15 protein-coding genes are annotated in these 12,358 nt (G+C 71.2%); 6 read left to right on the plus strand and 9 right to left on the minus strand.

What is annotated here, in order from left to right; genetic code table 11:
• Positions 1-41 precede the first annotated feature (41 nt).
• A complete protein-coding gene (locus WD341_RS04405) occupies positions 42-962 on the plus strand; it encodes a LysR family transcriptional regulator (RefSeq protein WP_368424213.1) in 921 nt (306 codons plus the stop codon).
• A gap of 136 nt (positions 963-1,098) precedes the next feature.
• Here WD341_RS04405 and WD341_RS04410 read toward each other — a convergent pair whose 3' ends face one another.
• Both WD341_RS04410 and nirK read right to left on the minus strand, forming a co-directional pair.
• On the minus strand, positions 1,099-1,572 hold the full coding sequence (locus WD341_RS04410) for a pseudoazurin (RefSeq protein ID WP_368424214.1): 474 nt from the start codon (positions 1,570-1,572) through the stop codon (positions 1,099-1,101).
• 104 nt (positions 1,573-1,676) lie between these two features.
• Positions 1,677-2,735 (minus strand): copper-containing nitrite reductase, encoded by a 1,059-nt coding sequence (gene nirK / locus WD341_RS04415; protein WP_368424215.1) that lies wholly within the window; start codon positions 2,733-2,735, stop codon positions 1,677-1,679.
• 145 nt (positions 2,736-2,880) lie between these two features.
• Between nirK and WD341_RS04420 the strand changes: the two genes are divergently transcribed.
• Positions 2,881-3,582: a Crp/Fnr family transcriptional regulator gene (locus WD341_RS04420; RefSeq protein WP_368424216.1), complete on the plus strand. Its 702-nt coding sequence runs from the start codon at positions 2,881-2,883 to the stop codon at positions 3,580-3,582.
• Between the two features lie 44 nt (positions 3,583-3,626).
• Here the strand turns inward: WD341_RS04420 and WD341_RS04425 are convergent, their stop codons facing one another.
• The gene (locus tag WD341_RS04425; protein WP_368424217.1) at positions 3,627-4,490 is read right to left on the minus strand and encodes a PEP-CTERM sorting domain-containing protein; all 864 of its coding nucleotides are present in this window, start codon (positions 4,488-4,490) and stop codon (positions 3,627-3,629) included.
• A gap of 326 nt (positions 4,491-4,816) precedes the next feature.
• Here WD341_RS04425 and WD341_RS04430 point away from each other — a divergent pair, with 326 nt between their 5' ends.
• Both WD341_RS04430 and WD341_RS04435 read left to right on the plus strand, forming a co-directional pair.
• Entirely contained in the window at positions 4,817-5,065 is a 249-nt protein-coding gene (locus WD341_RS04430; protein WP_368424218.1) for a DUF1858 domain-containing protein, read from the plus strand.
• Positions 5,062-6,267 (plus strand): NnrS family protein, encoded by a 1,206-nt coding sequence (locus tag WD341_RS04435; protein WP_368424219.1) that lies wholly within the window; start codon positions 5,062-5,064, stop codon positions 6,265-6,267. The genes WD341_RS04430 and WD341_RS04435 overlap by 4 nt, the downstream gene beginning before the upstream one ends.
• A 40-nt stretch (positions 6,268-6,307) precedes the next feature.
• Here the strand turns inward: WD341_RS04435 and WD341_RS04440 are convergent, their stop codons facing one another.
• Genes WD341_RS04440 through WD341_RS04465 form a run of 6 tightly spaced genes read right to left on the minus strand, consistent with a single transcriptional unit; the run spans position 6,308 to position 10,938 of the window.
• The gene (locus tag WD341_RS04440; RefSeq protein WP_368424220.1) at positions 6,308-6,943 is read right to left on the minus strand and encodes a NapC/NirT family cytochrome c; all 636 of its coding nucleotides are present in this window, start codon (positions 6,941-6,943) and stop codon (positions 6,308-6,310) included.
• A 3-nt stretch (positions 6,944-6,946) separates the two neighbouring features.
• Positions 6,947-7,402, minus strand: coding sequence for a nitrate reductase cytochrome c-type subunit (locus WD341_RS04445; RefSeq protein ID WP_368424221.1), 456 nt, complete (start codon positions 7,400-7,402; stop codon positions 6,947-6,949).
• A 31-nt stretch (positions 7,403-7,433) separates the two neighbouring features.
• Positions 7,434-9,929 (minus strand): periplasmic nitrate reductase subunit alpha, encoded by a 2,496-nt coding sequence (gene napA, locus WD341_RS04450; RefSeq protein WP_368424222.1) that lies wholly within the window; start codon positions 9,927-9,929, stop codon positions 7,434-7,436.
• Complete coding sequence (locus WD341_RS04455; protein ID WP_368424223.1) at positions 9,919-10,227, minus strand: chaperone NapD; 309 nt, start codon at positions 10,225-10,227, stop codon at positions 9,919-9,921. Before WD341_RS04455 ends, napA begins: the two co-directional genes overlap by 11 nt.
• Complete coding sequence (gene napF, locus WD341_RS04460) at positions 10,220-10,735, minus strand: ferredoxin-type protein NapF (protein WP_368424224.1); 516 nt, start codon at positions 10,733-10,735, stop codon at positions 10,220-10,222. The genes WD341_RS04455 and napF overlap by 8 nt, the downstream gene beginning before the upstream one ends.
• Before the next feature lie 2 nt (positions 10,736-10,737).
• On the minus strand, positions 10,738-10,938 hold the full coding sequence (locus tag WD341_RS04465) for a periplasmic nitrate reductase, NapE protein (RefSeq protein ID WP_368424225.1): 201 nt from the start codon (positions 10,936-10,938) through the stop codon (positions 10,738-10,740).
• A gap of 257 nt (positions 10,939-11,195) precedes the next feature.
• Between WD341_RS04465 and WD341_RS04470 the strand changes: the two genes are divergently transcribed.
• Entirely contained in the window at positions 11,196-11,564 is a 369-nt protein-coding gene (locus tag WD341_RS04470; protein ID WP_368424226.1) for a YbaN family protein, read from the plus strand.
• Between the two features lie 264 nt (positions 11,565-11,828).
• Positions 11,829-12,308 (plus strand): PAS domain-containing protein, encoded by a 480-nt coding sequence (locus WD341_RS04475; protein WP_368424314.1) that lies wholly within the window; start codon positions 11,829-11,831, stop codon positions 12,306-12,308.
• Positions 12,309-12,358: the final 50 nt, after the last annotated feature.

The raw sequence follows: 12,358 nt of genomic DNA on the forward strand, positions 1-12,358 counted from the left end.
CGCCCCCTCGAACCAGACGTCACCGGACGGGAACGGACGCCATGGCCTTCTCGCTGAAGCAGATCCGCTACTTCGTCGCCGCCGCCGACACCGGGCAGGTGTCCCAGGCCGCGGTCGAGCTCAACGTCTCGCAGTCGGCGGTGACCGCGGCGATCAAGCAGCTCGAGGCCGGGCTGCAGGCGCGCCTCTTCGAGCGGCACTCCAACGGCGTCTCGCTGAGCCACCAGGGCCACCGCTTCCTGCAGCACGCGCGCAACATCCTGACCGCGGTCGACGAGGCGGCGCGCGCCTCCCAGGACGCGCGCAGCGACGTCGCCGGCAGCCTCAAGCTCGGCGTCACCTACACCGTGGCCGGCTATTTCCTGCCCTCCCACCTGAACCGCTTCCAGCGCAGCTTCCCCGAGGTCGAGCTGGTGCTGAGCGAGGCGCCGCGCGCCGAGATCGAGCGGGCGCTGATCGCCGGCGAGCTCGACCTCGCGGTGCTGCTGACCTCGAACCTGGAGAACCTGGAGGCGCTGGTCTCGGAGACGCTGATCCGCTCGCGCCGCCACCTCTGGCTGTCGCTCGAGCACCCGCTGCTGCGCGCCGAGCACATCACGCTCGAGCAGGTCGCGCGCGAGCCCTACATCATGCTGACCGTCGACGAGGCGGCCACCACCGCGGAGCGCTACTGGGACCAGACCCGGCACCGGCCGAGGGAGGTGTTCCGCACCTCCTCGGTCGAGGCCGTGCGCTCCATGGTCGCCGCCGGCATGGGCGTGACCATCCTCTCGGACATGGTCTACCGCCCCTGGTCCCTGGAGGGCCAGCGCATCGAGACGCGCAGCCTCGAGGACCGCGTGCCCTCGATGGACGCCGGCGTCGCCTGGCGCCGCGACGCGCGCCTGGCGCCGCCGGCCCGTGCCTTCCTGGACTACATGAGCCGGACCTTCAACGGCGCCGGCTCGCGCTTCGGCGACTGACCGGAGGGCGCCGAACGCAGGACGGGCGCCCGGCGATCACGATCGCCGGACGCCCGTTGCGGAACGTCCCAGGGCGCCCGGCGATCACGATCGCCGGACGCCCGCTGCGGAACGTCGCTTGGAAGGGCAGCCGGGCCTACTGGGCCTGGGCGACCCGCTGCTCGGCCTCGCCGAGCAGCGCGGCCATGACCTTCTTGGCCTTGCCCGGCAGCTTGGCCTCGCCGGCCTCGGCCAGGTTGGCGGCGGGATCGCCGACCACGACCACGCCGACCATGCCCATCGGCAGGTGCGGCTTGCACTTGTAGCCGTAGACGCCCTCGGTCTCGAAGGTGACAGTGACCGCCTTGTTCATCTTGCCGACGAAGGCCTCGGCGCCCGCGGGCAACATGCCGTCGATGGTCTCGGCGTTGTGGCTGGCGTCGGTCGGCACGAAGGTCACGGTGTCGCCGGGGGCAACCTCGAGGTAGGCCGGCTCGAAGACCATCATCCCGGCCTCGCCGCGGTTCAGCATCTGGACTTCGTGGTCGGCTGCGAAGGCGGCGCCCGTGCCGGCGGTCAGGCCGAGCAGGAGGGCGGTCGCGGCGACGGCGGGGGCAAACTTTGCAAACATCTCGGGTACTCCAGCTTTTCGGGTGGGACCCGGCCGCGCCCGAGGGTGCGACCGGAAGGGGATGGTTGGAAGGGGGCGGCCGCGGGGGCCGCCGGCTTGCGGGGTCAGTGGCCGGCCAGGTCCAGCTCGGCACCGAGGGTGTCGAAGACCGCCGGGTTGTCGGGACCCTCGACCGCGATCTGGGCGACCAGGCCGCGCTCGAGGCGGGACAGCGCATGGTCGACGAGCAGGTAGCGGCCCGGCACCTCGAAGGTCAGCTCGGCGACCGTGGCGCCGCCGGGGGCGACGCTGACGGTCTGCACGTCGGTCGTCGCCGCGGTGGTCAGGGAGCCGTAGTCGTAGACCTTGTCGAGGACCTCGCCGATGACGTGGAAGCTCGAGGTCTTGTTCGGGCCGCCGACGCCGAAGTAGATGCGCACGGTCTCGCCGACGTTGGCCTGCATCGCGTCGAGCCCGGTCAGGCCGCCCGCGGCGCCGTTGAAGACGTAGTACTCGGGCTTCTCGTCGAGCAGCTTCTCGTAGTCCGTCACCGCCTCGCCGCGCTGGCCGAAGGGCTGCTCGGTATAGATCTCGCCCTGCATGACGTAGAGCTCGCGGTCGACCGCCGGCAGCCCCTCCTCGGGCTCGACCAGGATCAGGCCGTACATGCCGGCCTGGATGTGGTCGGCGACCATCGGCGTGGCGCAGTGGTAGACGTAGATGCCGGGGTTGAGCGCCTTGAAGGTGAAGGCGGTGGTCTCGCCCGGCATGGTCTGGGTCGCCACGGCGCCGCCGCCCGGGCCGGTCACGGCGTGGAAGTCGACCGAGTGCAGCATCATGCTGTCCTCGGCGTTGGTCAGCGTGACCTCGATGGTGTCGCCGACCCGCACCCGGACGAAGGGCCCGGGCACCTTGCGGTTGAAGGTCCAGTAGCGGAAGCTGGTGCCGTCGGCCAGGGCGCCTTCCAGCTCGACCGTCTCGAGCGCGACCTTGACGACGGCGGGCTCGCTGCGGGCGATCGGGCCGGGCAGGTCGGCGGGGTTGCGCACGATGTTGGCGAGGGTGGCTCCGGCGTCGGCGTCCTGGGCCTGTTCGGCTTTCGTGGCGTCGGCGCCAAGGCCCAGGCCGGCGACCAGCGCCAGGGCGCTGACCGTACCGACCAGGGTGTGCTTGAGATTGGTCATCTCGCTTCTCCTTGACGCGGGGGGTCGTCCGTATTCGACAAGGAGATATCTAGTGGCTTCGGCCGGGTTCTATTTGCGCTGCAGCAATTGCGGCGCGATTGAGCCCGACGCCGGGGCGAGACACGACGGAGGCTGTTGAATAAGCATGGAAACTCCCGCCCGCATCAGCGTGCTGCAGCGCGTGCCCTTCTTCGCGGGCCTGGACGACGAGCAGCTCGGGACCGTGGCGCGCGAGGCGCACGAGGTGCCGCTCAAGAAGGAGGAGACCCTGTTCCAGCAGGGCGAGGAGGCGATTCACGGCTACGTGCTCGGCTGGGGCCGGATCCGCCTCGACCAGACCACGCCCGACGGCCAGAACGTCGTGCTGCGCTACATGGGCCCGGGCGACCTGATCGGCACCGTCGCGGTGCTGCGGCGCGTGCCCTTCCCGGCGACGCCGGTGGCGCTGGAGGACTGCCTGGTGCTGTCCTGGAGCGCGCCGCGCCTGGCCGACCTGATGGAGCGCTTCCCGAAGATCGCGCTCAACGCCATCGGGGTCATCGGCGGCCGCCTGGAGGAGCTGCAGGCACGCCTCCAGGAGGTCGCGACCCAGCGGGTCGAGCGGCGCATCGCCTCGACCCTGATGCGCATCGCCCACCAGTCGGGCCGGCGCAGCGAGGGCGGCGGCGTCGAGATCCCCTTCCCCGTCTCCCGCCAGGACCTGGCCGAGATGACCGCGACGACCCTCCACACGGTCAGCCGCACGCTCTCCGCCTGGGACCAGCAGGGCATCGTGGAATCGCGGCGGAGCAGCCACCTGGTGATCCGCAAGCCGCACAAGCTGGTGGAGATCGCGGAGCAGGCGTGAAGGTCGGCGAGGGCCGTCTTACCTAAACCGGCTTTCCCAGCGAGCTAGCGGGTGACGGCAGCGGCGCCACCGGCGCGCCGCCGGCGCAGCCCGAGCGCCAAGCCTCCAAGACCGGCGCCGAGCATGGCCAGGGTCGCCGGCTCGGCGACCGGCGTGGCGGGCGGCAGGATCGAGGCGCCGCTGCCGACCACGTTCGCGGCCGAGGCGCCGGTCACGCTCGGGACAAAGCTGCCGGTCCGGTTGCTGTCGCCCAGCATGTCGGACAGCGTCGCGTAGGTGACGTAGACCGCCGGCTGAAGCGTTTCCCCCTCGAAGTTGAAGAGGCTCCAGTAGCTCGTCCCGTCCGAGCCGCTGCCGACCAGGTTCTCGGCCGCGGCGCCGCCGGCGGGAGCGAAGGTGCCGGTCCGGTTATCGTCGGTCAGCATGTCGAGGAGCGTCGCGTAGGTGACGTAGACCGCGGGCTGGGCTGCCTCTTCCTCGAAATTAAAGAGGCTCCAGTAGGTCGTTCCGTCCGAACCGCTGCCGACCAGGTTCTCGGCCGCGGCGCCACCGGCAGGAGCGAAAGCGCCGGCCCGGTTGCTGTCGCCCAGCATGTCGGTCAACGCGGTGTAGGTGACGTAGACCGCCGGCTGGGCCGCCTCCCCCTCGAAGTTGAAGAGGCTCCAGTAGCTCGTCCCGTCCGAGCCGCTGCCGACCAGGTTCTCGGCCGCGGCGCCGCCGGCGGGAACGAAGGTGCCGGTCCGGTTGCTGTCGGTCAGCATGTCCGGGAGCGTCGCATAGGTGGCGTAGACCGCCGGCTGGGCCGTCTCCTCCTCGAAGTTGAAGAGGTTCCAGTAGGCCGCCTCGGCCTCGCCGCCGAAGGGGAGCAGGACGGCCAAGGCCGCCGTCAGCCGGATGACCCGCTTCATCGCCTCGTCTCCCTGCTCGCCCGTCCGAACCGTCCGCGCGTCGGCGAGGTCGAGCCGGCGGCCAGGCGGCGGCCCCGGACGGGCCATGGGCGACGCTGGCAAGAAAGAGCATGCAAGAAACGCGCCGATGGCGAGACTCCTCACTGCCGACGCGGGAGAGACCTCGAAACCGTGCCCCGCACTGTAAAGCGGCTGGACCGCCCTTGACGGCCGGCGCAGCGTGAGCGGGCGCAGCCGGACCTTGCGGGATTTGCGCCAGAGCAAAAGGCGCCACCCGCAGCGCCCCTACCTTGTCGGATACAACCTCGACCAAGGATTCACGCCCCATGCCCCACGGCCTTCCCCAAGCGCTCCCCGACATGGTGGTCGGCGACATGATGCGCCGCTGGCCGCAGACGGTGCCGGTCCTGCTCCGGCACCGCATGTCCTGCCCCGGCTGCCTGATGGCGCCCTTCATGACCGTCGCGGAGGCGGCGGAGGAGCACGGCGTCGAGCCCGAGGTGCTGATCCGCGACCTCGCGGCGGCCATCGAGCCCGCCGAGCAGCGAGTCGCCGAGCAGGGGGTTTCGGCATGAGCGCGATTCGCCAGGCCGTGCCGCGCTACCGTCCCTGGGCCGGCCCGGCCCTGTTCAAGGAGGGCTTCCGGCCCCTGTTCCTGGGCAGCGCGCTCTGGGCGGCGGCGGCGCTGCTGCTCTGGCTGCTGGCGCTGCAGGGCAGCCTGGTGCTGCCGAGCGCCCTCGACCCCATGACCTGGCACGTCCACGAGATGCTGTTCGGCTACGTCGCGGCGACGCTGGCCGGCTTCCTGCTGACCGCGATCCCGAACTGGACCGGCCGCATGCCGCTGCAGGGCTGGCCGCTGGTCGGGCTGGCGCTGCTCTGGCTGGCCGGCCGCCTGGCCGGCCTGACCTCGGGCTGGATCGGCGTCGGGACGGCGGCGGCGGTCGACCTCTCCTTCCTGGGCGTGATGCTGGCTGTCGTGCTGCGCGAGATCGTCGCCGGAAGCAACTGGCGCAACCTGCCGATGGCGGGCGCCCTGGCGCTGGTGCTGGCGGCCAACGGCCTGATGCACGCCGAGGCGGCCGGCCTGCTGGAGGGGCTTCCCGCCGGGCTCGGCTGGCGCCTGGCCATCGCCGTCATCCTGCTGCTGATCAGCCTGATCGGCGGCCGCATCATTCCCAGCTTCACGCGCAACTGGCTGTCCAAGCGCGGCGCGAGCGCCCTGCCCGCCGCCTTCGGCCCGCTCGACAAGCTGGCGCTGATCGCCACGGGCCTGGCCGGCCTCTTCTGGACGCTGTTCCCCGAGAGCAACGCCATGGCGCTGGCCGCCCTCGCCGCGGCGGTGCTGCAGGCCCTGCGCCTGGCGCGCTGGCGCGGCCTGGCGACCCTGTCCGAGCCGCTGGTCTGGAGCCTGCACCTGGCCTACGCCTGGCTGCCGGTCGGCTTCGCGCTGCTGGCGGCCTCGCGCTGGTCGGCGCTGGTGCCCGTGAGCATGGCGATCCACGCCCTGACCGCCGGCGCCATCGGCAGCATCACGCTGGCGGTCATGACCCGCGCCACCCTCGGCCACACCGGCCGGCCGCTGACCGCCGGCGCCGGCACGACGGCGCTCTACCTGGCCGTCACCCTGGCGGCGGCGACGCGGCTGGCGGCGGCCCTGCTGCCCGACCTCATGATGCCGCTGCTCGCCCTGTCCGGCGCCGCCTGGATCGCCGCCTTCGGCGGCTTCGCCCTGCTCTACGGAAGGGCGCTGCTGACGCCGCGGGTCGGCGCCTGAGCGGTCGCCTGAGCGCTCGCCTGGCCCGGGCGCCGGCCGGCTACAGCGAGGAGTCGCCCTGCAGGCCGGGCTCGACGGTCCAGCCCGGCTCGACGTCGCTCATGTCCGGCAGCCGGTGGGCGATGCCCTTGTGGCAGTCGATGCAGGTCCGCTCGCCGGTGAAGAGGAACTGCTGGTGGATGCGCTCCGCGCGGCTGTTCTGCTTGACCAGGTCCATGGCCTCGGCGCGGTGGCAGTTGCGGCACTCGTGGCTGTCGTTCGCCTTCAGCCGGTTCCATTCCCGCTTGGCCATGACCAGCCGGTGATCCTGGTACTTCGCCTGGGTCGAGATGGTCCCGAAGATGTGTCCCCAGACCTCCTTCGAGGCCTGCATCTTGCGGGCGATCTTGTCCGTCCACTCGTGCGGCACGTGGCAGTCCGGGCAGGTCGCGCGCACGCCGGTCCGGTTCGTGAAATGAACCGTCTGCTGCAGCTCCTGGTAGGGGTTCTCGTACATCTCGTGGCAGGTGACGCAGAAGGCCTCGGTGTTGGTCGCCTCGAGCACGGTGTTGAAGCCGCCCCAGAAGACCACGCCGAAGACGAAGCCGCCGAGCGTCAGCACCCCGAGGGGCAGGTAGGCGCTGGGCCGCGAGGCGATGCGCCAGAAGGCGGACAGGTATCGCTTGAGCGTGCGCATCGCCTACTTCCGGCCCGCCGAGAACTCGAGCATGTCGATGAAGAGGTTCTCGACGAGCGGCTGGGCGCCGCTCTGCGTGACGTGGCACTGGGTGCAGAAGTAGCGGCGCCCGGAGACCTCGGCGAGCATCTGCCCGTCACGGTCCTGGTAGTGCGTCACCGAGACCATCGGCGCCCCCGAGGCCTCGACGTACTGGCGCCGATGGCAGGTCAGGCAGGTGTTGGTCTGCAGGCTCAGCTGGTAGCCCTCGATGTCGTGCGGAATGACCGGCGGCTGCTCCGGGTAGTTGCGCATCTGGCGGCCCCTGTCGGTCACCGGCTCGGCGAGCGAGGGCACCGAGGCCGACGAGGGCAAGGGGTCGTTTCCGGTCAGCCGCGGCGCGTCGCGCTGGGCCAGGGCCGCCGGCAGGGCGACGGCGACGAAGGCCACCAGGGTGGCGGCGGTGAGCAATGCTCGCATGCTTCTTCTCCTCGGCCGTTGCCTAACCTGGCTAGACCCCGAGCACCTTGACGGCGCACTTCTTGAAGTCGGTCTGCTTTGAGATCGGATCGGTCGCGTCCAGGGTGCACTTGTTGATCAGCTGGCTGGCGTCGAACCAGGGCACGAAGACGACGCCGCGCGGCGGCCGGTTGCGGCCGCGCGTCTCGACCCGGCTGACCATCTCGCCGCGCCGCGAGGCGATGCGGATCTCCGAGCCCCGTCTCAGGCCGCGCTCCTGGGCGTCGAGCGGATGCATGAAGCAGCGCGCGCCGGGGAAGGCCTTGTAGAGTTCGGGCACCCGCAGGGTCATCGAGCCGGAATGCCAGTGCTCGAGGACCCGGCCGGTGACCAGCCAGAGGTCGTACTCCTCGTCTGGACTCTCGGCCGGCGGCTCGTAGGGCAGCGCCATGATCCGGGCCCGGCCGTCGGCATGGCCGTAGAACTCGACGCCCTCCTCGGCCTTGACGTAGGGGTCGTAGCCGGCCCGGAAGCGCCACTTGGTCTCCTTGCCGTCGACGACCGGCCAGCGCAGCCCGCGCTCCTCGTGGTAGGTCTCGAAGGAGGCCAGGTCGTGGGCCTTGCCGCGGCCGAAGGAGGCGTACTCCTCGAACAGGCCCTTCTGGACGTAGAAGCCGAAGGCGTGGGACTCGTCGTTCGGGTGCTTCGGATCGAGCTCCTCGAGGCCGTAGGCGTCGACCTGGCCGTTGGCGAAGAGGACCTCGAAGAGCGTGCGGCCCTTGTACTCGGGGTTGGCGTCGAGCAGCTCCGCGGGCCAGACCTCGTCGGTCGTGAAGCGCTTGGAGAACTCCATCAGCTGCCAGAGGTCGGAGCGCGACTCCCCGGGTGCCGAGACCAGCTGGTGCCAGAACTGGGTGCGGCGCTCGGCATTGCCGTAGGCGCCCTCCTTCTCGACCCACATGGCGGTCGGCAGGATCAGGTCGGCGGCCGAGGTCGTGACCGTGGGATAGGCGTCCGAGACGACGATGAAGTTCTCCGGATTGCGGTAGCCCGGATAGGTCTCGTTGAGGATGTTCGGCGCCGCCTGCATGTTGTTGTTGACCTGGACCCAGTAGGCGTTGAGCTCGCCGTCCTTGAGCTTCCGGTCCTGCAGCACGGCGTGATAGCCCGGCGTCTCGGGAATGGTGCCGGGCGGCAGCTTCCAGAGCTTCTCGGCGAGGGCGCGGTGCTCCGGGTTCGCCACCACCATGTCGGCCGGCAGGCGGTGGGAGAAGGTGCCGACCTCGCGCGCGGTGCCGCAGGCCGAGGGCTGCCCGGTCAGGGAGAAGGGGCTGTTGCCCGGCTCGGAAATCTTCCCGGTCAGCAGGTGCAGGTTGTAGACGAGCTGGTTGGCCCAGACGCCGCGGGTGTGCTGGTTGAAGCCCATGGTCCAGAGGCTCATGACCTTGCGGTCGGGGTCGGCGTAGAGCTCGGCCAGCTGGTCCAGGCGGTCGCCGGAGACTCCCGTCAGCGCCTCGACCTTGTCGCGCGTGTAGTCGGCGACGAAGGCCTTGTAGGTCTCGAAGTCGGTCTGCTGCATGCCGCCCGGGTCGCCGGCGTTCGCCGCCCTCTGCTCGAGCTCGTGCTCGGGCCGCAGGCCGTAGCCGATGTCGGTATTGCCGAGCCAGAAGCCGGTGTGGCGCTCGACGAAGGCGTGATCGACGGCGTCGTTCTGGATCAGGTAGTTGGCGATGTAGTTGGCGATCGCGAGGTCGGTGCCCGGAGTGAAGATGATCGGGATGTCGGCCAGGTCCGAGCTGCGGTGGGTGAAGGTCGAAAGCACCGCGACCCGGACATGGGGATGGCTGAGCCGCCGGTCGGTCAGGCGCGTCCAGAGGATCGGGTGCATCTCGGCCATGTTCGAGCCCCAGAGCACGAAGGCGTCGGCGGCCTCGAAGTCGTCGTAGCAGCCCATCGGCTCGTCGATGCCGAAGGTCCGCATGAAGGCGGCGACGGCCGAGGCCATGCAGTGGCGCGCGTTGGGGTCGAGGTTGTTCGAGCGCAGGCCCGCCTTCATCAGCTTGGCGGCGGCGTAGCCCTCCCAGACCGTCCACTGGCCGGAGCCGAACATGCCGACGGCGGTCGGGCCCTTTTCGCGCAGCACGCGCTTCCACTGCCGCTCCATCTCGTCGAAGGCGCGCTCCCAGGAGACCTCCTCGAAGTCGCCGTCCTTGGCGTACTCGCCGTCGCGCATGCGCAGCAGCGGCCGGGTCAGGCGGTCGGCGCCGTACATGATCTTCGACAGAAAGTAGCCCTTGACGCAGTTGAGGCCGCGGTTGACCTCGGACTGGGTGTCGCCGTGGGTCGCCACGACGCGGTCCTGCTGAACCCCGACCATGACCGAGCAGCCGGTGCCGCAGAACCGGCAGGCCGCCTTCGACCACTGGATGCCGACCGCCTCCTTGCCGCCGCTGAGCGGCTGGGCACCCGCCGGCAGCGCGATCCCGGCGGCCGTCGCGGCGACGCTCGCCGCCTGGGCCTTCATGACGTCACGACGGCTAAGCTTCATGGCGTTCCTCGCATTCATTGCCCGCTTCCGCCACGGCCTCCTCGACCTGGTGGTAGACCAGGGCGGCGACATAGACGTCGGGCATCAGGTTTATCTTGGTCAGGTGGTCGGCCAGCACGCCCTCGTGCTCGGCCTCGAGCACGACGACCAGCTTGCCGGCCTCCCGCGCGGCGATCTCCGCCCCACCCAGCGCCAGGATCGCAGCGACGACGCGCTCGGCCGCCTCGGGCCGCAGGTAGACGATCAGGCTGGAGATGTGCACCGCCGCCCCCGCGCGGCCCTGGGAAGGCTCAGCCATGGCCGGCCACCGGATCCGGCACGACCAGGGTCACGGCCTCGGTCGGACAGGCCGACACGCAGGCGCCGCAGCCGCTGCAGGCCGCGGCCTCGACGATCGGACGGGGCGTCCCCCCGAGGCTGAGCGGAAAGGCGATCGCCGCCTCCGGGCAGGCGTCGCCGCAGGACCGGCAGACGACGTCGCGCTCGGCGAGGCAGGCCTGGGAGACGCGCACCTCGAGCCGCCAGGGCGCCGCGCGCGCCGCCTCGAAGGCCGGCTCGGGACAAGCCGCGGCGCAGGCGCCGCAGAAGCTGCACTCGCCGCGCCGGAAGTCGACCTCGGGCAGGCCGCCTTCGCCCCGCACCAGGATTGCCTCCGGGCAGGCCGGCAGGCAGTCGCCGCAGGCGCTGCAGGCGGCGGCGAAACCGGCCGCGGCCCAGGGCGGCCGCAGCGGCGCCGGCCGGGTGCTGCGCCGCCCCTGCAGGAAGGCGCGCCTGCTTCGATCGGGCGCGACGGGGCAGTCGGTCATGCTCAACCGCCCGGGGGACCGGGCGGGCCGACGATCAGCTGCACCATCCAGACGGCGAAGCCGTAGCCGCCGACGACGGCAACGGCGATGAACGGCCAGATGAAGACCGCGAGGAAGGCGAAGACCGTCCATTCGCCCCGTCGCCCGGCCAGCATCCGCGGCGGCCCCTGGGTCGCTTCGGAAGCACTCTCGTTGCGGGTCATCCTGAACCCTCCTGACGGGAGGCTAGCAGAGAAGGAAGCCCTCTGAGAACCGCCCTGGGCGGGAATCGGCCAAGAAGCCGGCGGCGCGGCCGCGGCGGATCGCGCCGTTGGCGCCTCGCCGGCGCCTCGGATAGAAGAGGGTGTCGCGGCAAGACGGCCAGAATGAAACGCTTCCGCCCGGTCCCAGTCGATTCGGCCTCACCCGATCCGGCCCCGCGCCGCCTGCCGTGGGGTCGCGCGGCACCGGCGGCCTGCCCATGACCCGGCGCTCGCTCTGGCTGCTCCTCGGGCTCGCCGCCCTGGGCTTCGGCCTGGCCGGCGTGGTCCTTCCGCTGCTGCCGACGACGCCCTTCGTGCTGCTCGCCGCCTTCGCCTTCGCCCGCTCCTCGCCGCGCCTGCACGCCTGGCTGACCGGCCACCGCCAGTTCGGCCCCTTGATCGAGGACTGGCGTCGGGACGGCGCCATCGCGCCGCGCGCCAAGGTCCTGGCCGCAGCGGTCATGGCCGCGACCTTCGCCGGCAGCTGGATCGCCGGCGTCGTGCCCTGGGTGCTGGCGGTCCAGGCGGTGGCCCTGGGCGGCGCCGCCCTCTTCGTGCTGAGCCGCCCGAGCAGCCGGCGGGAGTGAGGCGGAGCCACTACCGGTCCCGCAGGGGCCGCGCTACATAGAAGGGGCCGCTGCGAAGGCTGCGCCGGCACGCCAGAGCCGTTCGCTCGATGGAGACCGTCGCTGTCCGCCCCCGATCCGAACCCGCCCGTCACCGATCCGTCGGACGACCAGATACTCGCAGCCTGCGCCGGGATTCTGCGGGGCGAAGGGCTGCCGTCCCTCTGCGCCTACGTCGAGGCGCTGCACTTCGTCGAATCGGAAGCCCAGCTCGACGAGCCCAAGCTGCGCTTCCTCTTCCGCTACTGGCGGAACCTGAGCGCGGCGAAGCCGGACGGAAGGGTCGCGAGGAGCGACATCGACGTCGTCGAGATCAAGGCCGTCCTGGGCAACCTGATGCTGATCGAGGTCGAGCGCGAGGGGCTGGACGGCATCTACCGCGTCTACGGCACCGGCGTCGCCGAGCAGGCCGGGCGCGACTGGACCGGCTGGCGCGTTTCCGAGATGAACCGTCAGGCCAAGACCCCGCTCGCCCTGCTCTACCGGGCCGGCTACCGCGCCGTCTACGAGACACGGGAGCCGCTCTACACCTTCAGCAAGTCGCCGCCCTGGCTGCCGCCCAAGGCCTGGAAGCGCCTGATCCTGCCGCTCTGCGGGGCGGACGGCCGCTGCCTGCATTTCCTGGTCGGCAACATCCCGGTCGCGCCGAAGTCGCTCAGCTACGACGAGCGCATGACGATCCGCCGCAGGCACGAGGAGCCCTAGGCGGTCCGTCGCCGAGGCGAGAAGGCAGGTATCGGGGGCGGAAGCGCGGA

Origin of the sequence: Tistlia sp. (assembly GCF_040905785.1) — a bacterium.
Classification (GTDB): Bacteria; Pseudomonadota; Alphaproteobacteria; order Kiloniellales; family DSM-21159; genus Tistlia.

What these genes read in the sequence shown, in the direction of transcription:
- WD341_RS04405 (WP_368424213.1), top strand. Translation starts at nt 42, where the DNA reads ATGGCCTTCTCGCTGAAGCAGATCCGCTACTTCGTCGCCGCCGCCGAC.
- WD341_RS04410 (WP_368424214.1), bottom strand. Translation starts at nt 1,572, where the DNA reads ATGTTTGCAAAGTTTGCCCCCGCCGTCGCCGCGACCGCCCTCCTGCTC.
- nirK (WP_368424215.1), bottom strand. Translation starts at nt 2,735, where the DNA reads ATGACCAATCTCAAGCACACCCTGGTCGGTACGGTCAGCGCCCTGGCG.
- WD341_RS04420 (WP_368424216.1), top strand. Translation starts at nt 2,881, where the DNA reads ATGGAAACTCCCGCCCGCATCAGCGTGCTGCAGCGCGTGCCCTTCTTC.
- WD341_RS04425 (WP_368424217.1), bottom strand. Translation starts at nt 4,490, where the DNA reads ATGAAGCGGGTCATCCGGCTGACGGCGGCCTTGGCCGTCCTGCTCCCC.
- WD341_RS04430 (WP_368424218.1), top strand. Translation starts at nt 4,817, where the DNA reads ATGCCCCACGGCCTTCCCCAAGCGCTCCCCGACATGGTGGTCGGCGAC.
- WD341_RS04435 (WP_368424219.1), top strand. Translation starts at nt 5,062, where the DNA reads ATGAGCGCGATTCGCCAGGCCGTGCCGCGCTACCGTCCCTGGGCCGGC.
- WD341_RS04440 (WP_368424220.1), bottom strand. Translation starts at nt 6,943, where the DNA reads ATGCGCACGCTCAAGCGATACCTGTCCGCCTTCTGGCGCATCGCCTCG.
- WD341_RS04445 (WP_368424221.1), bottom strand. Translation starts at nt 7,402, where the DNA reads ATGCGAGCATTGCTCACCGCCGCCACCCTGGTGGCCTTCGTCGCCGTC.
- napA (WP_368424222.1), bottom strand. Translation starts at nt 9,929, where the DNA reads ATGAAGCTTAGCCGTCGTGACGTCATGAAGGCCCAGGCGGCGAGCGTC.
- WD341_RS04455 (WP_368424223.1), bottom strand. Translation starts at nt 10,227, where the DNA reads ATGGCTGAGCCTTCCCAGGGCCGCGCGGGGGCGGCGGTGCACATCTCC.
- napF (WP_368424224.1), bottom strand. Translation starts at nt 10,735, where the DNA reads ATGACCGACTGCCCCGTCGCGCCCGATCGAAGCAGGCGCGCCTTCCTG.
- WD341_RS04465 (WP_368424225.1), bottom strand. Translation starts at nt 10,938, where the DNA reads ATGACCCGCAACGAGAGTGCTTCCGAAGCGACCCAGGGGCCGCCGCGG.
- WD341_RS04470 (WP_368424226.1), top strand. Translation starts at nt 11,196, where the DNA reads ATGACCCGGCGCTCGCTCTGGCTGCTCCTCGGGCTCGCCGCCCTGGGC.